This is a genomic window from Lactobacillus sp. ESL0261 (genome assembly GCF_003693025.1).
GTDB classification, from domain to species: Bacteria; Bacillota; Bacilli; order Lactobacillales; family Lactobacillaceae; genus Lactobacillus; species Lactobacillus kullabergensis.
The window spans coordinates 47,505-69,622 of the sequence record NZ_REHN01000012.1; the positions used below are offsets into that span (position 1 = coordinate 47,505).

At 35.4% G+C, this 22,118-nt stretch carries 16 protein-coding genes and 1 riboswitch; of the genes, 2 read left to right on the top strand and 14 right to left on the bottom strand.

Annotated elements, in window-relative coordinates; translation table 11 throughout:
* Positions 1-4 precede the first annotated feature (4 nt).
* The 3 genes from F5ESL0261_RS08155 to F5ESL0261_RS08165 all read right to left on the bottom strand — a co-directional run bounded on the left by F5ESL0261_RS08155 (position 5) and on the right by F5ESL0261_RS08165 (position 4,315).
* Positions 5-1,588 carry an ABC transporter ATP-binding protein gene (locus tag F5ESL0261_RS08155; protein ID WP_122052846.1) on the bottom strand — a complete coding sequence of 528 codons (1,584 nt, stop codon included), beginning with the start codon at positions 1,586-1,588 and terminating at the stop codon, positions 5-7.
* Positions 1,578-3,179, bottom strand: coding sequence for an ABC transporter ATP-binding protein (locus tag F5ESL0261_RS08160; protein WP_122052847.1), 1,602 nt, complete (start codon positions 3,177-3,179; stop codon positions 1,578-1,580). The genes F5ESL0261_RS08155 and F5ESL0261_RS08160 overlap by 11 nt, the downstream gene beginning before the upstream one ends.
* A gap of 164 nt (positions 3,180-3,343) precedes the next feature.
* Positions 3,344-4,315 carry a ribose-phosphate diphosphokinase gene (locus F5ESL0261_RS08165; RefSeq protein WP_046332547.1) on the bottom strand — a complete coding sequence of 324 codons (972 nt, stop codon included), beginning with the start codon at positions 4,313-4,315 and terminating at the stop codon, positions 3,344-3,346.
* Between the two features lie 366 nt (positions 4,316-4,681).
* A riboswitch (purine riboswitch) is annotated at positions 4,682-4,780 on the top strand.
* 75 nt (positions 4,781-4,855) lie between these two features.
* Here F5ESL0261_RS08165 and F5ESL0261_RS08170 point away from each other — a divergent pair.
* Positions 4,856-6,244 carry a glycoside hydrolase family 1 protein gene (locus F5ESL0261_RS08170; protein ID WP_122052848.1) on the top strand — a complete coding sequence of 463 codons (1,389 nt, stop codon included), beginning with the start codon at positions 4,856-4,858 and terminating at the stop codon, positions 6,242-6,244.
* A 15-nt stretch (positions 6,245-6,259) separates the two neighbouring features.
* Complete coding sequence (locus tag F5ESL0261_RS08175) at positions 6,260-7,546, top strand: PTS sugar transporter subunit IIC (protein ID WP_046332549.1); 1,287 nt, start codon at positions 6,260-6,262, stop codon at positions 7,544-7,546.
* Between the two features lie 214 nt (positions 7,547-7,760).
* Here F5ESL0261_RS08175 and murQ read toward each other — a convergent pair whose 3' ends face one another.
* The 11 genes from murQ to F5ESL0261_RS08230 form a co-directional block, all read right to left on the bottom strand.
* The gene (gene murQ / locus F5ESL0261_RS08180) at positions 7,761-8,660 is read right to left on the bottom strand and encodes an N-acetylmuramic acid 6-phosphate etherase (protein ID WP_122052849.1); all 900 of its coding nucleotides are present in this window, start codon (positions 8,658-8,660) and stop codon (positions 7,761-7,763) included.
* A 14-nt stretch (positions 8,661-8,674) separates the two neighbouring features.
* Positions 8,675-10,639 carry a glucose PTS transporter subunit IIA gene (locus tag F5ESL0261_RS08185; RefSeq protein ID WP_122052850.1) on the bottom strand — a complete coding sequence of 655 codons (1,965 nt, stop codon included), beginning with the start codon at positions 10,637-10,639 and terminating at the stop codon, positions 8,675-8,677.
* A 142-nt stretch (positions 10,640-10,781) separates the two neighbouring features.
* Entirely contained in the window at positions 10,782-11,834 is a 1,053-nt protein-coding gene (locus tag F5ESL0261_RS08190) for a DUF871 domain-containing protein (protein ID WP_122052851.1), read from the bottom strand.
* A gap of 131 nt (positions 11,835-11,965) precedes the next feature.
* A complete protein-coding gene (locus tag F5ESL0261_RS08195; protein ID WP_122052852.1) occupies positions 11,966-13,063 on the bottom strand; it encodes a DUF871 domain-containing protein in 1,098 nt (365 codons plus the stop codon).
* A gap of 14 nt (positions 13,064-13,077) precedes the next feature.
* Positions 13,078-14,442, bottom strand: coding sequence for a PTS sugar transporter subunit IIC (locus F5ESL0261_RS08200; RefSeq protein ID WP_122052853.1), 1,365 nt, complete (start codon positions 14,440-14,442; stop codon positions 13,078-13,080).
* 269 nt (positions 14,443-14,711) lie between these two features.
* The gene (locus F5ESL0261_RS08205; RefSeq protein ID WP_122052854.1) at positions 14,712-15,110 is read right to left on the bottom strand and encodes a nuclear transport factor 2 family protein; all 399 of its coding nucleotides are present in this window, start codon (positions 15,108-15,110) and stop codon (positions 14,712-14,714) included.
* Positions 15,111-15,239: 129 nt separating this feature from the next.
* Positions 15,240-17,495, bottom strand: coding sequence for a glycoside hydrolase family 3 N-terminal domain-containing protein (locus F5ESL0261_RS08210; RefSeq protein WP_122052855.1), 2,256 nt, complete (start codon positions 17,493-17,495; stop codon positions 15,240-15,242).
* 10 nt (positions 17,496-17,505) lie between these two features.
* On the bottom strand, positions 17,506-18,822 hold the full coding sequence (locus F5ESL0261_RS08215) for a PTS sugar transporter subunit IIC (RefSeq protein ID WP_122052856.1): 1,317 nt from the start codon (positions 18,820-18,822) through the stop codon (positions 17,506-17,508).
* 121 nt (positions 18,823-18,943) lie between these two features.
* Positions 18,944-20,266 (bottom strand): alpha-L-fucosidase, encoded by a 1,323-nt coding sequence (locus tag F5ESL0261_RS08220; RefSeq protein ID WP_122052857.1) that lies wholly within the window; start codon positions 20,264-20,266, stop codon positions 18,944-18,946.
* A complete protein-coding gene (locus F5ESL0261_RS08225) occupies positions 20,259-21,242 on the bottom strand; it encodes a LacI family DNA-binding transcriptional regulator (RefSeq protein ID WP_122052858.1) in 984 nt (327 codons plus the stop codon). Before F5ESL0261_RS08225 ends, F5ESL0261_RS08220 begins: the two co-directional genes overlap by 8 nt.
* Positions 21,229-22,110 (bottom strand): ROK family protein, encoded by an 882-nt coding sequence (locus F5ESL0261_RS08230; protein WP_122052859.1) that lies wholly within the window; start codon positions 22,108-22,110, stop codon positions 21,229-21,231. The genes F5ESL0261_RS08225 and F5ESL0261_RS08230 overlap by 14 nt, the downstream gene beginning before the upstream one ends.
* Positions 22,111-22,118: the final 8 nt, after the last annotated feature.

The window sequence follows — 22,118 nt, forward strand, 5'->3', positions numbered from 1 at the left end:
TGCTTTATGTTTTCGTTAAGTGAATTTCTCTGTCAAACATTTCTTTCATTTGATCATTAAAGCTGTGTGCAATAAAGATTACTGTAGCAGAACTCGATGTGATTTCCCGCAAAATTTGCATTGTCGCTTGCTGGTCAATAGCACTGGTTCCTTCATCAATCAAAAAAATTTCACTTTGATGGACTAAAGCTCGTACTAGAACAATCTTTTGTCTTTGACCACCAGAAATATTCAATTTGTTTAAATCGATTTTTTGTTCTAAACCATCATCAAACTTGGCAATATCGCCAGCAAGTTGAACTTTTTCAACTAATTGTGGCAGTACACTTTTTAATTTATCGGAAAACATAGTCATGTTATCAGCAATAGTTACCGGAAAAAGCACAGGGTCTTGCGGAATATAGCCAATTTTACTCATATCTGGATTAATCCTTGAACCATCTTTATCTTTAAATATGATTTGTCCAGAACTTGGCTTGATTTGTCCTAAAATAAGTTTAAACAATGTTGATTTGCCAGCTCCTGAATCTCCAGTCAACAGTATTTTTTCACCTTGTTCAATATTAATATCAGGAAACTGCAACCTTTCACCATTGGGAAATTTTAAATTAAGATTGTGAGTGCTAATAGCGACTGGTCTTACCTTTTTTGCAGTTTTCACCTTTTTTACTGGTGTCGCTGTTTTAGCAATTTCTTTATTTAGAGTTTCGGACCCCTTCATTTTCCCATAAGAGGTTACTATAATCTGAATTCCCTGTCTCAAATATGATTGGCAGTTGCCCACTCCGGTAATGGCACCAAACACAACTAGTTTTTGTTGAAACAAATAACCAGCTAATGAAAATAAAATCAAAGAGAAAATAGCCGATACTAGGCCATTTATTACGGTTAGTAGTTGCATAACACCATTCTGTTTAACATTAGCATCTTCTAAATTTTTAGCAGCTTTACTCGTTACCTTAAATAATTTTGCACCACTAAAATAGCGTTGTATTTCTGCAAGTCCATTAAGCCATTTCTCCAAGCAATCTAGATATTTTTGGTTGGTCTTAGAAACTTGAATCATTGAATTTTGTAAGGGCTTCTCCAACAGCTTTGGCAAAATTAAGGAGATTAGTACCATTATTGATATGGAAACAAGCAAACTCCAATGTAATGAAACCAATAATATAATGGTAGAAACTATAATGACTACTCCTCCAATTAAGCTAAAAAAAGGAGTAATATAATTTTGCTGACTTTGAACTATATCATTCGTTAACCGGTTTTGAACTTGTGCTACTGCATGGTCTTTTTGATCTGCATAAAAATGTTTAGTGGTTTTATCCCTGATTGCAACATTATATTGCTCTTCCTGCTGAGACAAAATATATTGTGACAGCCCTTGCAGTAGATAATCTGCCATTAAACATACAAAAGCACATACATTAACAATTAAAAATATTTTAAAATTGCCTTGTTGAATTGCCGTAGTTTCTATAATACTGAATGCAGTGCCAAGAATTGGCAGTGCATATAAACCAATATTGATTAAAAGTAAAAAAATAAAGCGTAAAGGATTTATCCTATAAAATTCTTTAATTGTCATTTTGATTACCTGATTTTTTATTTGATTTTAAATTTATTTGATAATCAAACTTGTTTTTCAGTTCAGGACTGAAGTTATGTGCAATCATTAAAAGTGTTTTATCGGTATCGAGCAAATTGCCAATAATTTCACTGGTAGATTTACTATCAACTGCACTAGTTGCTTCATCAAGTAATAAAAATGGTTCATCATGAATTTCGGCCCTGGCTAAAACTACTTTTTGTCTTTGTCCACCTGATAAATTGCCTTGATCTAAATCGACCGTTGTATTAATTTGATTTGGAAACTTGGCTAAATCTGGCACTAATTGAACTTTTTTGACAGCTTCTTTTAGTTTGCCAACCAGTTTACTGTTAAACATCGTAATATTATTTGCAATAGTATCAGGAAAGAGCGTTGCATCTTGTGCTATGTAACCTAGTCGAGCTTGCTGAGGCGGAATTTTAGTCCCGTCTTGAGCAGTAAAGTAGACCTCACCAGTTTTGGGCTTAAGTTGTCCCAGCAGGACTTTGAATAGAGTTGACTTACCTGTGCCTGAATCTCCTGAAAGTAAGACCTTATCGCCTTTCTTAATAGTAAAATCAGGATAAGATATACTTTCTCCATTTTGATATTGCACTTTCAAATTGTGACATTCAACACCATAAACAACCGTTCCAGGCTTTTTTTCAGGTATTGGTTTTGTTAAATCAGCAATTTCCTGACGTAACTTTTTGGTTGATCTCATTTGCGTCATTGCGTTGATAACTTCCCAGAGACCATTAAAAATGGTCGAAGCAAAGCTACCTGTTATAAACCAATCACCCAAAGTGATTATATGATTAAAAAATAGTAGTCCACTGAATAAACTTGACCCAATTTGACCAATAGCATTACCTAAGCCGTTAATACTAATCGAGATCCCTTGTACTTTTTTTCTATAAACATTGGCTTCTGCCAGTTTCCGACTATCTTGACCAAGCGCTCTATCTAATCGGCCACTTGCACTGTATCTGCGCAATTCACTTAAACCAGAAAACCAATTTTCAATTGTATTTAAAAGCTGTGCGTTTTTCTTGGCTGCTGCGGCTGTGGAATTAGATAACTTTTTTGTCATAATTTTAGGTAGAGTCAACACAATAATTGCCGCTACAGCAACAAATAAAATTAATGACCAGTGAAGAGTTATCAATGTACCAATTGCGAAGATAAGACTTAACAAGTTGGTCCAAATTTGAATCCAAGGCGTAGCATAATCGTCTGTTAAAATCTTGAGATTATTGCCTAACTCATTTTGTATTTCTGATACCTTATAACCGCCAGAATTGTAATACCGCCGCATTATTTGAGAACGAATATTATGTAAGCATTCTTGAACTTGCTTATTAAATAAAAAGGTTCCCAGTGGTAAGGACAAAACAGTAAGGATTGAGACAGTAAAATCAATGACTAACCAAAATACAAATCTATCCCAATTGCCTTTGGTTAAATCATTGATCGCATATTTAAAAAGGTATGTTGCCAATGTTCCACAAACGGCATAACATAAGAAAATTATTAAAATAAAAACACCCCGAAAAATATTGGCTTTAAAAAGATTTTTAAGTGACATTGCTCTTTTATCCTTTCATCTTTGGTATGTTTTTATTAAACTTTAATTTTATTTTAAATGCAATAGAATTTAACTAAGGGGTCAATAAAACAAGCTAAGTGGTAATTCTGCCAAACTAAAAGATCTGCTTAAGTTAAGCAGATCTTAGTAAATTCTGTATTCAATTAATGTTTATCTTTTTCATATCTGGTGTTAAACAATGGACTAAGTGGTTCATGCTTCTGAATGCATTTAATTGCATCCCCAATAAGCGGACCAACAGATACCAGAAGAGTTTTTTCCAATTTCTTTTCTACTGGTTGATTAATAGAATCAGTTAGAACCAGATTTTTAATCGGAGAATCATTCAATCTTTGAATAGCAGGTCCTGATAAAACTGCATGCGTAGCACTGGCATAAACTTCAGTTGCCCCAGCATCTATTAAAGCTTGGGCAGCTAGAGTAATCGTACCCGCAGTATCAATCATGTCATCAATAATGATTGCACGCTTACCCTTGACATTGCCAATGATATTCATTACTTCAGAAACATTCGCGCGAGGACGGCGTTTATCAACAATGGCAATTGGCGTCTTTAAGAACTCTGCTAACTTGCGGGCACGCGTTACGCCACCATGATCAGGTGAAACGACAACAGCATCTTTTTGCAAATTGTTTCTCAAAAAGTAATCAGCAAGTAGTGGTGCACCCATTAAGTTGTCAACAGGGATATCAAAGAATCCTTGAATTTGTGGTGCATGTAAATCAAGTGACAAGACCCTGGTAGCTCCAGCTTCTTGCAGCATATCAGCAACTAACTTAGCAGTGATTGGTTCACGTGGTCTAGTCTTACGATCTTGGCGAGCATAACCATAATAAGGAATCACGATATTAATTGTTTGAGCACTGGCACGGCGCACAGCATCAATCATGATTAATAATTCCATTAGGTTATCATTAACCGGTACACTGGTTGACTGAATCAAATAGACATCTTTACCCCGGACAGATTCGTCAATGTTAATTTGAATTTCACCATCGCTAAAGCGTTGAACACTGGACTTACTCAGGGGTACCCCCACCCGCTGTGCAATTTTTTCCGCCAGCGGAACATTGGAATTGAGGGCAAACAACATCATATTGTCTTTATAAGACATAATTTCCTCCGTATTAAAATTGTTAACAACTTATTATTTTACCAAAAGTTGTCTGAAAAAGTTACTTCCTATATTATTATTCAACTTTAACGAACGACATTCAAGCCCTGAATCTTAGTTTGTGTAGTAAATTACTGAAGTTTTAAAGTAAACTTCAGTAATACTAAAATTAAAATGATTACTATTCTGAAAAAAGTATCCACATCGAGTTCAGCGTTTAGGCATTTTTTGCGCTTGTAAATTAAAAATATTTTATCACTTATCTTAGCTATATGAATATTGCTTTATTGCCCATTTAGCCATGCTGATATTATTTTTCTGAATCAAAAAGGCATTGAAGAAGTTCTTTTACTTTGCTAAAATTCAAAACGTAAACAAAAATCTATCTATATAATGTCGAGATATGGTCGGCAGTTTCTACACGTGAACCGTAAATTACGTACTATAGATAAAGGTAAAGAGAACTTTTACGTTCTTTCGTCTTTTTCTATGCACTAGAAAAAGACTTTTTTGTGTTTTACTTATGAAGTGGAGGCAAATATGAATAGTAATTTCCTTTGGGGAGGCGCAACAGCATCCTATCAGTGCGAAGGAGCTTGGAATGTTGACGATAAGGCAGAATCCATGTGGGATCATTATTTACATGAAAATAATTTAGAAAACGGTGATGTTGCTAGCGATCATTATCATCATTTTGAAGAAGATATCAAAATGATGAAGGATGGTGGTCAAAATGCATACCGTTTTTCTTTGTCTTGGCCCCGCATTATCAAAAATCGTGCCGGGGACATTAATCCGAAAGGAATTGAGTTTTACAATAAACTAATTAATTGTTGCCTTAAAAATGGCATAACGCCTTTTGTGACACTTTATCACTGGGATCTGCCACAGTACTGGCAAGAGGTTGGTGGCTGGCTCAATCTTGATACCAGCCGTGCTTTTTCCCACTACGCTGAAGTTTGTTTTAAAGCTTTTGGCGATAAAGTTAAACTCTGGACAACTTTTAACGAACCCAAATGGTTTACTGTCAATGGCTATTTGATTGGCAACTATCCGCCGGCTGAACATGATTTGCAACACACGATCACTTGTGGCTTTAACGTGATGTATGCCAGTGCATTAGCTATTCAAAAATTTCGTCAGGGAAAATTTCAGGGACAAATAGGTATTGTTCATAGTTATTCACCAATTGATGGCATAGATGATACGATTGAAACTAAAATCGCTATGCGGAATGCTGATAATTATGCTAACAACTGGGTTTTAGATACCGCTGCACTAGGTAGTTTCCCCATTGATTTGCTAGCTAAACTTAGTGAGACTAATGATATTTCTTTCATGAAGCCAGACCTTCTAAAAACAATAGCGGAAAATACAGTTGATTTTTTAGGTTTAAATTATTACGCCCGTACATTAGTAAAACCATATACCTCCGGTGAAACGAAAATGGTATTTAATAATTCCGGTAAAAAAGGCTCGACTCAAATGAGAATAAAAAATTGGTTTGAACAGGTAATGGATCCAAATAGTGAATACACTGAATGGGACACTGAAATATATCCCAAAGGGTTAGAGGATGGCTTAATTCGTGCGTACCAAAAATATCATTTGCCTATCTATGTGACAGAAAATGGTGTTGGCTTTCATGAAAATATTAATGTAAGTGAAGTCAAGGATGACTACCGCATTTCCTTTATGAATGATCATATAAATGCTTTGATGAATGCACAAGACAAAGGAGCTGATGTCAGAGGTTACTTTACCTGGTCCCCATTTGATCTGTATTCATGGATGAACGGGGTCGAAAAACGTTATGGCTTAGTGGCCGTTGATTTTTCAACATTAAAGCGTAAGCCAAAAGCTTCCTACTTTTGGTACAAAAAAATTATTAATTCAAATGGTAAATTGGTTGAACGTAGGGAATACTAAAGTAGGAGATTGAACATGGAAACTACAAAAATTACTTCTTGGATGGATAAACACATTACACCATTTGCTAATAAAATGGCCAATCAACGTCATCTTGCAGCTATTAGAGATACTTTTATGACACTTCTACCAATCACATTGTTTGGTTCAATTTTTGTCATAATCGGTGCTGCGCCACCTGTTACCAAACATAGTAATGGCTTATTAATAGCTTGGGCTCACTTTGCCCAAAAAAATGCTTTAATACTTACTTGGCTAAGTTCCGTTTCGATGAGCGCAATGTCTGTTTTTATTTGCGTTGGTATTACCTACTTTTTATGCCAGCATTACAAAGAAAATCCTTTATCACCTATCATGTTTTCTTTAGCCGGATTTTTTATGTTAGTTTTTGATCCTAAAAAACTCGGCTTTACTGGAAATTTTGCAGACATTAGCTATTGGGATGGCCGGGGAATTATCATTGCCATTTTGATTGCTATTCTAACAACGGAAGCGTACCACGCCATGCGTAAGCACGATTTTGGTCGAATTAAGATGCCTAAAGGAGTACCATCAGCTTTATCAGAAAGCTTTGCTTCATTTGTTCCAGCACTAGTTATTTTAGCAGTAGACGCAATTATTTTTATAATTTGTCAAGCAAACCATACTACAGCAGTTAAAGCCATTTACAGCTTCTTATCACCAAGTTTTAAGGTTGCAGACAGCTTGCCAGCAACAATCTTTTTAACTATTTTAGTACAACTCTTTTGGTTTTTCGGTATTCACGATGCTGCTCTCGCTGGTATTCTGGGACCAATTCGTGATGGTAATCTCTCTATCAATGCTAGCGCTAAGTTAGCAGGCAAAGCACTGCCAAGAATTTTTACTACTCCTTTTTGGGTTTACTTTGTTATTATCGGTGGCTGCGGTTCTGTCTTAGCTTTAGCGATTATAATGTCATTTTCAAAATCTAAGCAACTAAAAACAGTGGGTAGAGTGGGTTTGATTCCAGCACTATTTGGAATTTCTGAGCCTATGATATTTGGTACCCCGTTGATGCTAAACCCAATCTTTTTCATTCCCTTTATTTTTACTTCCACGGTTAACGCTATCTTAAGCTACCTTTCAATGTCATTTGGACTTGTGAAAAAGACATTTGCACTATTTTCATGGCAAATGCCAGCGCCAATTGGAGCATTTTTATCAACTATGGATTGGCGAGCTCCAATATTAGTAATATTATTGATTGTAATTGATGGCTTAATGTATTACCCATTCATGAAAATTTACGAAAGAAGCTTATTAAAAGAAGAAAACAGTTAGTAACATGTTTAGAGCTAATTTCTTATCCAATTAAAAAAAGTTATTAAGTTTTATTGAGGACTAATTTCCAATATGCAAGCGAAATTAGTTCTTTTTATTTAAAGATGTTTTCCTTGAGTTAATAATTAAGATTTTCTTTTTATATTATTTAGTATAGAAAAAGTGCTCCTTAATAATTAAAGGTTTAATTATTAAGGAGCACTTAACCGAAATTTTAATTCGAAGTCTCTAAAACTTCACTGACAATACCATGATGTTCAGTTAACAATTGAGCAGCTTCCTGTTTATTTTTACCAGTTTTAGCCATTATTATTGCAAGAGCAACATCATTACCAGCTTTTCTTAAGAAACGCAGAGCCTTAGCAGGAGATATTGCTGCCGTTTCACTAATAATACGGCAAGCACGATCGACTAACTTATCATTAGTCGGTTGCACATCAACCATCACATTTTGATAAACTTTGCCTTGTCTGATCATTACACCGGTTGAGATCATATTTAAAATCATTTTTTGAGCAGTACCGGCTTTCATACGAGTTGAGCCAGTTATCACTTCAGGGCCAACTACAGCATTAATTGCAATTTCAGCGATTTGACCTATCACTGAATTTGGCACACAAGCTACGGCTATAGTTAGAGCTTGAACTTTAGCGGCATATTTTAACCCACCAATAACATAAGGAGTTCGGCCACTGGCAGCTAAGCCAATAACAATGTCATTTGCCGTTAATTTAAGATTTTTCAGGTCGGCTTCTCCCATTGTGATGGAATCTTCTGCACCCTCTACAGCAGCAAACATAGCTTTTTTGCCACCTGCAATCAAGCCAATTGCTCTTTCTGGCTTAATACCGTAGGTCGGAACTAGTTCAGCTGCATCAAGCACACCTAATCGTCCACTAGTTCCAGCACCAATATAGATTAAGCGTCCTCCAGCAGAGTATCTTGTGGAAGCCTGATCAATTGCTTTAGCAATTTGATCGCTCTCTCCTGCTACAGCAAGAGCTACTTTTTGATCTTCAGCATTAATTGTTTTGACCATATCCAATGTAGACATCGTATCAATGTGCGTTGTTGCAGGATTTCGCGCTTCAGTTTCTAAGTTTTTAATTTTCATTTTCTATCCGTTAGTTATTTAGTTTTTACAGTGGCAACCATCTGATTGGCAGTAACCTGGCCTGTAGTAATAGGAGAAATACTTGCGACATCCTCCATATTGTTAATCATGACCATAATATCTGTTGGTTTACCCGCAGCTTTGACAGCTGGAACATCCATTTGACCAATAACGTCGCCGCGTTTGACATACTGTCCACTTTTTACTTTTATTTCAAATGGAGCACCCTTTAATTCAACAGTGTCAATTCCAAAATGCAAGACTAATTCTAATGGACCTTGATCCGATTCCATTGTAATTGCATGTTTCGTATCCATAATTGTTAAAATACGTCCATCAACTGGAGCAACAATTTTACCATCATTATCAGGAATTACAGCAAAGCCGTCTCCCAGCATTTTTTGAGCAAAAACATCATCTTTTACTGCAGATAATTCTTCCAATTCACCATTCACAGGACTGGCTAAATTAACTTCAACACTTTCGTGACTTGTTTCATTATTCTCGGGGTTAACAAAAGAGCCATCTTCATTTTTAGCAACTACAGCGCTCTTAGGTACACCAAAGAAATAAGTTAGAATAAAACCGCCAATATAAGCCGCTAATAAACCAATACAATAATTTAATGCTTTATTGTGGGCAATTAACGGAATTAAAGCAATACCAGATGTACCAATAGCGATTGAGCCGACATTGCCGAAGGCTCCTAAAACGGCACCACCAATACCACCACCTAAACATGCAGTAATAAAGGGACGACCTAAAGGAAGAGAAACACCATAAATTAGTGGCTCACCTACTCCTAAAATTCCGACGGGCAAAGCCCCCTTAATTAGTTTAGTTAATTCTTTGTTCTTACGACATTTAACCCATAAAGCAATTGCAGTACCTACTTGTCCGGCACCCGCCATTGCTAAAATAGGCAATAACGGCGTATAACCCATCTTTTGAATCATTTGCAAATGAATTGGCGTTAAAATTTGATGCAAGCCAAACATAACCATTGGTAAGAACACTGCACCTAAAATAAAACCGGCAACAGGTCCACCAACCTTTAAGACCCAGTTAATTCCGCCAATGAGTGAGTTTGAAACCCAACCAGCAAAAGGCATAATGATAAAAATAGTAATTAGACCCATTACTAATAAAGTTAAAAATGGCGTGAAGATGATATCAACTGAATCAGCCATATATTTGTGGAAGAATTTTTCAACATATGACAGTAGCCATACTGCAAGTAAAACTCCGATGATACCACCCTGTCCGGCAGCTAACGGCTGACCATTAAAAATATTTGGTATTACCATAGGAGCTACCACACCAGGCAGCATTACTACACCACCGATGATACCACCAAGTCCAGGTGTAGCTTTGAATTCTTTAGCAGCATTAATACCAACATAGATATTTAAGTAGGCAAATAGTCCATTGGCAATCACACCTAAAACGGTGATGCCCAGGTTCCAGCTTGCCGGCAGCATTTTGGCTGTCAACATATTTCTTAAAATACCTGATACACCAGAAATTAAACCGGCACCAACAAATGCTGGAATTAAAGGTATGAAGATAGCCGAAATATGTTGTAAGACTGCACGCCACCAAGTTTTCTTTAAGCTGGCTTTATGGGCTGCGTGAACTTCTTCAGCTTTCTCCATAACTTCGCTCTTGTCTTTTTGATAAGAGCTTTCCTTAGCTGTTACATCTGGAAAAGGATCATTTTCATTTACCCCAGCTGCATTAACCATGCTTTGAGCAACTTTAGCATTTACACCAGGACCTAAAACTACTTCCAGTGTTTCACCATCAACTACTCCCAAAATGTCTTTAACTTGTTTTAAACCAGCTAAATCCACTTTAGATTTATCCCTGACCGTAATTCTCACTCTGGTCATACAATGGTATAAAGATTTAACGTTTGCAATACCACCAATATGATCATAGATTTCTTGGCCTATTTCGGCATATTTATCTGTACTCATTTTTTCCTCCTTTTATAAAGACAAAATAAGTATATTCTTCAATAGACCAATTTGCAAATTATGATAATTAATTACTAAAAATCATATTTTAATGGATTATACCAATTTTAATAAAGATAGAGTATAAAACCCCATACAAATTTTATTCATCTGCAGCAATGAAAATGATGCTTTGCCTTGCACCTATTTGATTCAAAAGTGGTAAATCATCAGCTACCACGTGTCCCAATACGTTAACTTTCTCGTCAGCTGGTAAATCACGTTTAGTTATTTGTAATTCACCCTGATAACGCAAATATAATTTATTGTCACAGGTAATTGTCCCTTTTGATCGAGTCCCAGGATTTCCCTGGGGTGCGACATCAAATAACTGACGGCTACGCCCCTCCGTTAACCTTACTACATCTCGCGCTACATCCGGACGATTATGCCATTCAAAATTAAATAGTTCAGGCAAGTTTTCATCAATGCGAAGTGTAATAATCTGCTTTTTAGTGTAATTTTTAAAACTATCAATCATTTGCGGTGATAAAGAAGCATCCCCAATAAAAACATGGTCACAAGCTAAGTGTTTTAATTCCAACATTGCAGCTAAAGGATTCTCTGCTCTTTGCTTTTCAAGAGTTGGCAGTCCAGCGTGAATAGGTCCACGCAGAACATCATCACCTGCAACAAATGCCATTGTTTCTAAATTCATGTGATGTAACCAATCATTTTTTTCTTTTAACCAATTTGAATCTAGACCGGTTTCTGGTCGCGGATAAAAATTATGCCAAGCTTGCAAATTTTCGAAGTTGGCACCATGCTCTCGTAAAGCTGTGACGTCATCTTCATTGATAGTACTAGCATTCAGAGCAATTGGCATTTTCTGTGAAAGCTTTGCTACAGTAGATGGAGACACGCCATCGTCTATTCTAAGGCCAGACAAGCCGAAGCTTTCAATCTGCTCTTCATTTTCAAGTGTCAGCCCTAGCCTTGCCATACCACTTTCAGAAACGTCAGCAATAACAGCAGTTTCTAAGTTCTTAGACCACTTGGTCAGCTCTGCTAATCTTTTTAATATTACTTTGGGATCATCTTCAGGAATATGAAGTGAAGTAAAAATAGTTGTTAATCCCGCATTGCGCATCGCAAGTATGTAATTATAATCATCAGCCGTTAGATCACGGTTTAGATAAATCGAAAAACCCAGCATTTATTCTATTTCTCCCTTAGTGTGAAATCACTTACATGGACCATTATACTATTTTATTTTGTTAAAACATGTACACAAACAAAAAGCCGTGAGTTAATCTGCTCACAGCTTGAATATTTAAACTAAATGAATTAGCTTTGCTTCATTATAAATGTACTCCAAGGTTTTACGGCTTTTAGCAAGTCTAAGTCATCTGCGTATAAGTGTCCCACAAGATTACGTCTGCCGTCATTTTCAAACGGCATTAACACAATTTGCAGTTCTCCTTTATAGCGCGGATATTGATCATTAACAACAACTATATCCCCTCTTGCAAAAGAGGCTTTGTCATTATTATGAGCTGGAATATTTTCTTTAGCATAAACAACACGAGGTTTAGTATCACGTAATAAGAATTCTGATGCATCACCGCGGTATAAATGGGGCTCTTTTAAGCAGATAGTTTGCTCAATTGGTAAAACATCATCTTCAAACTTAATTTTCAAAGTAGGATAAGCACTGTTAAAAGCATTTGCTGCTGCAGCTAATTCGTCTTCACTAGCAAAAGCATTGCCAATAATAATGTCATCAATCATTTTGCTCAAGCGTAAGTGAGTAACCTGACTAAAAATATTGCGCTTACGATCGCTCTCCATTGTTGGAAGCCCTTCATGAACAGGCCACGGACCAAATTTAGCATTTTTAGATGAAATAAACGCAGCAGTATGCAATCCATAATCACGATACTTTTGTGAATATTCATTAAAAATCTTTTCACTTAAACCCGTATATTCTTGTGGATAAAAGTTATGACAACCAATTAGATTATCATTCTCCGGGTTATAAGCCATAATGCTGTCAAGATAATTAGTACCTCGACTCATATTCAGTTCAATCTTGAGTCCATATTGATTACGAGTCATGGCAGCTTCTTCCATGCCGCTAAAACCTTCATCTAACCGCAAGCCCCAGACTCCGAGATCATGAAAGAAAACTAGATCATTATAATCAATTTTTAGGTCTTTAAACAAAACTGGATTAATATCGACTACAGTTTTAAAACCCAAATCGTTTGCATAAGCAACATCTTTTTTTAATTTTGCAAGTATATCTTCACCACTTGCACTTTTTAACTGCAAAAGTGAGGTGAAAATTCTCCTGTAACCATACTTATGAGCCAAATCCATATACTCTTTATCCCGCTCAAATGTACTTTGCTCAGGATAAAGTGAAATACCCAACTGTTTCATAAAATTATTGCTCCTTAAACTTTATTAACTTTTTGAGGGTCAACGTTATTAGAAGCAATTACAAATGGCACATAAATCAAGAAACCAACGACCATATTGACAATTTGTAAAATAACTGAACGCCAGTCAATAGTAGCAATGATAGCATTAAGAAATGGCGGCATTGCCCAGGTTGTCTGTACGGCAACTCTGTTTACCAAGCCAAGACTTAAGGCACCATATGCAATTGATACCATAACTAGTGGAGCAAGAACAAATGGAATAATGTAAATTGGGTTTAAAACGATTGGCATACCAAACATCATAGGTTCATTAATGTTGAAGATCCCAGGTACAAGTGAAATCTTAGCAACGGCACGTTCATCTTCACGCTTTGAAAAAGCAAGAACGGCTAAAATAAGTAACAGAGTTGAACCTGCACCACCGATCCAAACATAAAGGTCAAAGTCACTTCTAGTCCACATATACGGTAATGCCTTTTGCATCTTATGGGCATTAGTATTGGCAATCAATGCGGTAGTCCAAATACTTTCTGTGACAGGAGCCAAGACATTGGTGCCATGAATACCAAAGAACCAAAATAGTTGAACTAGGAACACTATCAGTAATAATGAACCATAACCTTGCCCCATCTTCATTAACGGCTCTTGAATTGTTTTGGCAATTAAGTCAATTACCGTTGTATTTCTAAGACTGAATAGATAGTTAATAATACCAACAACGAACAAACCAGCAGTTGCAGGAATAATACCTGTAAAGGCATTGGAAACTGCGGGTGGAACACTGTCAGGCATTTTAATAGTAATATGTCTCTTAACTAAAGCAATGTAAACTGCAACAGAAATAGCACCCATAATCATTATGGTAAAGAAGCCATAAGCACCAAAGTACTTATTAAAATTGAACCAGCCCCAAGCACTAATATTCTTACCATTAACAGCCATATTAGCAGCAGTTAAGGTTTTTATATCACCCTTGGTAAGAACATTTTTTAAGTCAGCTGAAAAGCTCTGAGGCAAGCTCATGATAAAGGTACCTAATGTAAGCAGGCCACCTGCGATTGGTTCAACTTTATATTGGATACACATTTGATAGCCAAATGTGAAGGCAAACAGCAATCCCAGAATCGCTGTTGAACCTGTCCAAACCAGGCCATTAATACTAATGAGCCATTGCATTGAGTTAACAACGCCCATCCATCCTAGGTTAGTGGGAACATCCCTAAAGATGGCATTTAATACACTAGCTACTGAACCAGCCAGCATAATAGGCATAATGGAGATAAAGGCATCACGCAGTGCAACAAGCCAGCGAAGAGAGCCGATCTTAGCCGCAACAGGAACGAGATGCTTGTTTAGCCAGTTAATTATAGCATTCATAATAATTCCTCCTACTAATATTTCACTACACTTGCATTATACCATAGCAAATGGAAACGTTTACCATTTTAAAAGCGTAAATTGTTGTGGCTGTACGTTTTATGGCTTTGGTCTACACCAATATAGTTCAATATTCTCTAATCGATATTAGTCAGGTGATCAAAATGGTATATACCATATTTTTTTACTAATAAAATGCATCTTTTTAATTATTATTTAATAAAAAGATGCATCTATTGTTTGTCACCCTCAATGAGAAAGTCTTTGATTTAGATTTTTTCTTTAAATGGACGAAAGGTTTCATGTTTAGTTGAATATTCCACAACCTTCTTTATCTTATTCCCAGTAAACTCTATTAGTGACACCCCATCGAAGCAATATTCTTCTTTTTCTACAGCATCAAAATACCAAGTAACAACAAATTTACCAGTATCAGTTTGTTCAATTTTAAAAATATCCCATTTTAAAACTGTCTGCTCTTTAGACTTCGAATTAATATAGGCTTTTAACTCATCTAACCCTTCATAAGTAGCGCCATAGCATTCACGGTAATAGACATCCTGGTTAAACCAGCTATCAAGAGCAGAAAAATCTTTTTTAAGCCAAGAGTTAAAGTAATATCTGATAGTTCGTTCGTTTTCTATAGTTTGACTGGAATTTGATAACATAATACTTATCTCCTAATTTATAAGCGAATTATTTATTTCCACTTCTATATTACTCTTATTATGTATAAGCATCTAATCTAACTTCTAAATAATCTAAATACTATTTTTATTAAAATTAGTAATTCACATTTATAACTTATTATTTTCAAAAACCTGATTATATAATTTAACTTTTGTTTGATAAATTTCATCAATAGAGCAATACACTGGTATTTTAAAGTTTAGTGTCAATTTTTTCTTTTCATTAGCATTCAAACTAATTTTTTCAAATTTTATTAAACGCCATTTTTGTGGTATTTCGCCCACTTTTTTTACCTGAGCAAACATTAATAAAGTTTCGTGTACTTTCATTTTACTTTTATTCAAAAGATCAATAGTAACTGCACCGGAAAACATACTAGTGAATGAAAACCTAATAATATCTGCTTTTATTTGACCATAGTGTAGTCCATAACCAAATTCAAGTTTGGGATTTCCCGATTGATCATAGTAATTTTCATTTTTTGGTGCATCACGTTGGTAATAATATACGGGGAGTTGACTCGAATTTATAGGATAGCTGATGCTTAATTTTCCCTCAGGATTATAGTCACCCAATAAAATATCAGTGATTGCCTGTGGTCCTAAAATGCCAGGATACCAACTTAACAAAACAGCATCTGACAACGATAAAATCTCATTTATATCATAAGGTCTACCTTGAATTAAGATGGTGATTATTTTTTTCCCGCTTTTTTTCAATTGCTTTAATAACTCAATTTGGGAACCGCCAAGTTGCAAAGAAGCGACATCAACATTTTCTCCACAATCCATATTGACGCTTTTTGAAGATAACGCACCATTATCAAAAAATTTGTCATCAAAACGCCTTGAACTTGAGCCACCAAGGACTAATATTGCCAAATCTGAGTCCTTGGATTCTTCTTCTACCATTAATTTTTGTTTCATTGTCTGTTTCGATCTAACTTGACACCCTAATGTATATTTAAGACTAGGCATTTTTTCTTTTAGCGCACTATAAATTGTATTTTGTTCAATTTTTGGTTTTTGTGGTGCGCTATAATCACCAAGTAAGTTGTAACAAGAGTCTGCACTAGGACCTACAATTACTGCCTTCGTTTTTTTCTTAATTGGCAAAATATTATGTTCGTTTTTGACAAGTGTCATACTTTCTAGTGACAACTGCTTATTTATTTCGTTTTCTTTTTGCAATATCTGGTCAATTTTTTCACTTGTTACATTAGTATACGGGTTATCAAATAATCCTAATAAAAATTTAATAGTTAAAACTCGTGAAACTGACTGATTTAAATCTTTTAGTAATTCAGGATAAATTTTCACTGCTTTTTCAATATTAAGGAATAAATTGTCCCATAAACTGATATCTATCCCTGCTGAAAGAGCAGCCTTAACAGCCTGAGACTCATCAGGATAAAAATCACTTAACCGATCCAAAGCTGTCCCATCTGCCATGACTATCCCTTGAAAGCCATGATCCTGACGCAGTTTTTCTTTTAGCAACCATTCATTAACATGACAAGGGATACCATCTATATCATTATAAGCAGCCATAATACCGGCTGCATTCCTGCATGAGTGGATCAAAGATTCATAATCATTAATGAATTCATTTTTTCCCAAATTAACAGAACCTGAATTATGTCCTCCAAGCACTTCTCCCTGTGCAATAAAATGCTTAAGAACTACACCAACATGTTTTTCAGCTGAGTTAACTATCTTATCTCCAATCTTATTTTTTTCATTAATTAGATCTCCTTGAAATCCTTGAACTATTGCTTCAGAAAATTGTGCCGATAGGTATGGGTCCTCACCGAAGCACTCTTCAGTTCTTCCCCATCTGGGATCCTTAGCTAAATCCAAAGTGGAAACAAGTGCTAAATTGATACCCTTAGCTTTTAACTCATCAGACTCTGCCGCAGCCATTTGTTTGATTAGAGAAGAGTCAAAGCTATTACCTTTTCCAATATTAGTAGGAAAAGATGGACTCTCAAGTGCTTGATGCCCATGGGGGCATTCTTCAACAAATAATACAGGTATATGTAGTCTGGAATGTTCAATCACATATTTCTGGATTTTATTTGTTAACTTTTGGCTATTATATAGAGAAATCCCGTTTTTAAAATTAACGTTCGACCAAGGATCTGCTCTCAGAACGCCATATAAGGCACCTATTCCATTTCCCCATTTGACATGTTCCTTAAAATAATTCGTTAAGCTATAATTATCTTTTGAACTTTTTTGATAACATTTCCAACCATATAAATGTTGGTTTACCTGACCAATTTTTTCTTGTAATGTCATTCTTCCTAACAAATCATTTACTCGATTTTGAATAGGTAAATTAGAATTTTGATAATCATTCATATCTATACTCTTAAGATTTTTCAACAACTTTATTACTTGCCATCACGAATGGTATATAAATGATAACATCCATTATTAATAATATTACTGTGAACAATGTTGCCGGTATATTTCCGGCTGTTGAAACCCATGTTTGTAGCACAGGTGGAGTAATCCATGGAGAAATCGCCACCATTTTTCCTAATAAACCAATTTTAGTTAAAATATATGCCAAGGTTAGATTAATTGATGGTATAACAGCCACGGGAATCATAAATAATGGGTTCATTACTACTGGTAATCCAAACATGATTGGTTCAGCAATATTAAAAACACTTGGTCCAATTGCTAATTTAGCAACATTACGATTATCCTCTTTTTTCGATACTAAAAATATGGCAATAATCAGTGCCATGACACATCCACCGCCACCTAATAATCCATAAGATCCTAAAAAAGGTGCGTTAACTATATTAGGAATTGGCTTGTGATTTGCAAAAGCTTGAATATTTTCTTGAATTGATTGTAACTGAGGTGCGACAGTAATTGGCGAAAGAATACTTGAACCATGTAATCCAAAAACCCACAAAGTATCAGATATGAACTGAATTAAAATCATCCCTGGTCCAGAAAGAACCAATCCTTTTAATGGTGTTTGAATAATAATAGAAATAAGTTCTGGTATACTTTTTCCAAGAAATGTTGTAATTAAATATATAGGAATTACCATTATAATTATAACAAGCACCTCTGGTACTAAAGAATTAAACGTAGATCCAACTGCTGGAGGAACGGAATCAGGCATATGAATTTGAAGTTTTTCATATTTAGAAAAACGAACAAACAGCTCAGTCCCTACTATTCCAGCAAACATTGCTAAAAATAAACCTGATGATGAAGTTAAACTTTGAGGAAAAGCATCAACTGCTAATGCTGTTTTACCAGAAACTAATGTAACCTGATTTCTAACAGGCATCATTAGAAACATTAAACACACAGACAGACCACCAGCATGAGTAGGTGTGAATGCTTTAGAATTTACCCTTTTATTTTCAACATACCAAGTAGCTAAATTAACACCGATATTGTATGCAACCAAAATTGCCAGTATACCCAAAGTAGCATTATTTACCATTGTAGCTAAATCAGCTAATTTACTTAGATCTATAACTTTATTTACTGCAGCATTACTAAATAATAATGCATTCAATAAAACAAAAACTGAAGCTGCCATTATTAATGGCATTGTAACAATAAAACTATCACGTATCGCGGCTAAATGCCTCTGATTGTTAAGTTTTCCTGCTAACGGGGACAACTTATTTGCAAATTTGTCAATCCAATTCATTTTCTTCCCTCCTAAAAAATTGAAACGTTTCAACAACAATATTATAACTCTAAATTGGAAACGTTTCAACAAAAAATGTAAGTGATTTCAACAAAATTTGAATATTTTGAGAGGCTTTTTATCACTTTTTAATTTTTATTACACCATATGGAAAAGCAGTTTTCGGCAAGTTAATAATATTATCGTAAACAGAAAGAGGCTTCCCCGATTCTAAGCTTAAAAACGTATTCGCTTTTGCTGGCAAATCATTGATTGAAATTTTGTGATTAACTTCTTCACTGTTATAAAATAAATAGTAGTCTGCGTTTTTCTTTGTCATAAAAATGTTCTTATTGACATATTCTGGACAGCCACGTGTATCATAGACGGCTTCACCAAAAACTTTTAGCCAATCCCCTAGTTTTTTCATTAATTCTAAGGCAGGCTGTGGCAAATTACCGTCTGGTTTAGGACCAATTCCTAAAATGACGTTGCCGCCCAGTGAGATAATTTTGATGATATTATCTAGTATTTCTCTAAAACTTTTATACTGATCATTAGGTACATATCCCCAATTTTTAGCCAAAGTTAGGTTAGACTCCCAAACCTTTTGAGGTGGGGCAGCGGGTATTTGCTGCTCTGGCGTAACATAATTTTCGTATTTTCCACCAATTGTGCGGTCAACAATCAGGGTATCAGCTTTAATTTGCCAGATCTTTTTGGCAATTTGCTCCATAGGCAGGAATTCATGGTGACCGCCATTAACCCAGCCAGCATCAAGCCATAATATGTCAATTGGTCCATAATTTTGGCAAATTTCAACTAACTGATTTTCAACAAACTTTTGAAATTTTTGCCATAACTCAGGCTTTTGTGCTGGATCATAGCTTGCATATCTTCCTCGGGGATCAGAGCCAGGTTCCCAATAAAAAGGACAGTGCCAGTCAGCCTTTGAATAATAAGCACCGGTAGCAATTCCTTCCTTGCGAAAAGCCTCGTTAACATATTTTAAGATATCAGCCAATGGATTATTATGAAAAGCAGAATCTTTACTGGTAATCTTATAGTCACTATATTTGGTATCGTACATGTTGAAACCATCATGGTGCTTTGTGGTAAAGATCATATACCTAAAGCCAGCATATTTTGCTGCTTTAGCCCAACTTTCCGGATCAAAATTCACTGGATTAAATTCATGATTTAATGCCCAATAATCATGTCTTAATTCTTTTAGATCTTTGCGAAAGGCACCGTGTTTACGAGCCCAATCATCTTCTTTTGATAATTGCCATGATTCAACAACACCTGCTTGCGCGTATAAACCCCAATGAAAAATAATACCCAATTTTTGATTTTGAAACCATTCTAATTTATCTTGAATTACTTGTGGTAGGTCTTGATAACTTTCCTGTTGGGTTCCCTTATTTTCAACTATATCCTGTCTCTTCTTATTCTTCTCATTCATCTTGCAACTCCTTTTGCCAAAATATCTTGTCTTGAATAAAAACCTGCTTTTCCACTTTTTGATGAGCAAGCAGCTTTAATACTGTTTCTGCCACTTTCTCTGCTACTTTCTCAACTGGTTGTTTTATTAAAGTAACCGGTAATTTCATATTTTGTAATAAATGGGAATAGCCAAATCCAGCTACAGCTATATCAGTTCCTACCTTTTTATCACAGTCACGAACTCCTTGAACGACTTGAATAGCGTTAGTATAATTAGTGACAAAAATTGAGTCAAAACCTTTTTCATTCAATCCTGCAACTGCTTCATAAGCTTCGGTTGTACCATAATTAACATAAATTACTTGACTAGGAGTAAGTGTTACCCCCATTGATTTGCAAGCAGCATTAATACCCGCAAGCCGTTGTTGCAGCACATAGTCACTTTCGGTGGGAATCAAAAATGCAGGTTTATTTCTTTTTTGCAGTATTTTAGTGACAACCTTTTGCGAAGCCATCATATCTGCACTCATGATTTCCGGCACTCTTTTATCTAGCAATGAAGCTTCAACTGAAACAACGGGTAATGGCAATTGTCCCACTTTTTGAAAAGATTGCCACTTACTTTCTGCTTTCAAAATGATTAAAGCATCAACAGATCGCTCAATTAGTTTTGCTAGTTTAAATTCAAAAGTTTTTTCATTATTACGATGACTGGTTAAAAGTAAAAAATACCCGGCATGATCGAACAATTGCTCTAAAGCTGCTATTAATTGAGAGCTGTAGAAGTTATCCATATTATCTACCAATATTCCAATTGAAAAGGACTTATTCATCTTAAGAGATTTAGCGGTTTGATTTGGTATATAGTGTAATTCCTTGATAGCCTGCTTGATCTTCTCTTCATTTTCTTTTTTTAAATGAATACCATTTAAATAACGAGAGATAGAACCAACTGATACACCTGACCTATTAGCAATATCTTTAATTGTTGCCATTTCCCACCTCTATAGCATAATCCGAAATAAAGTTATATGCAGCACCATATAAATTCGCATTATTATGATACTGACACTCTTTGACTTCAGGCATTATTTCGCTTACTTTATTTTTTACCAATTCTGCATACAAACGTTTAGATATTTCGGCACTAAAACCTTTATGGGCTGAAATACCACCACCAATTATTAAAGCATCAAAATCAAAAGAGACTTCAATATTGTACAAACCAACAGCTAAATAATTGTACACTTTATCAATCAGGTCTTGCGCTAGTTTATCTCCTTGGTCTGCTAATAGAAATAGTTTTTCACCATCGATGTTATCAATACCAGTTTGTCTTTCATATGCAGATGCAGCTTTAACAATTGTTGCCCGTGTACTCAGAGTTCCACCATCACTGGTTTGCATAAGGCCAAATTCTCCGCCAAATAAATGATTGCCTTTATATAATTTTTTATTAATAAAAATTGCACCACCGATACCTGTGCCAATTATAATGAAAGCTACATTGGTAAATTTTTTACCGGCACCGATATTGACCTCACAAATACCAGCACAATTAGCATCATTTTCAATTGCGACAGGTAAAGAAAATTCCTCTTGTAATTCTTTAAATATTGGTCTGTCATGAATATAGGGAACTGCACTGATGCCTTTAATTGTGCCACTTGACTTATCAACAGCACCAGGTGCGCTAATAGCTATGCCGTCAAAATTATGCTGATCAATGAAGCGGTGCATTTGCAATTTCAAACCTGCAAAAGTCTTGGGTGTCGCAAATTTTTCTATGCTAGCTATCTTATTGTCCTGAAAACTACCACACTTGATATTAGTTCCACCAATATCAAAAACTGCTAATTTCATATTTGTGC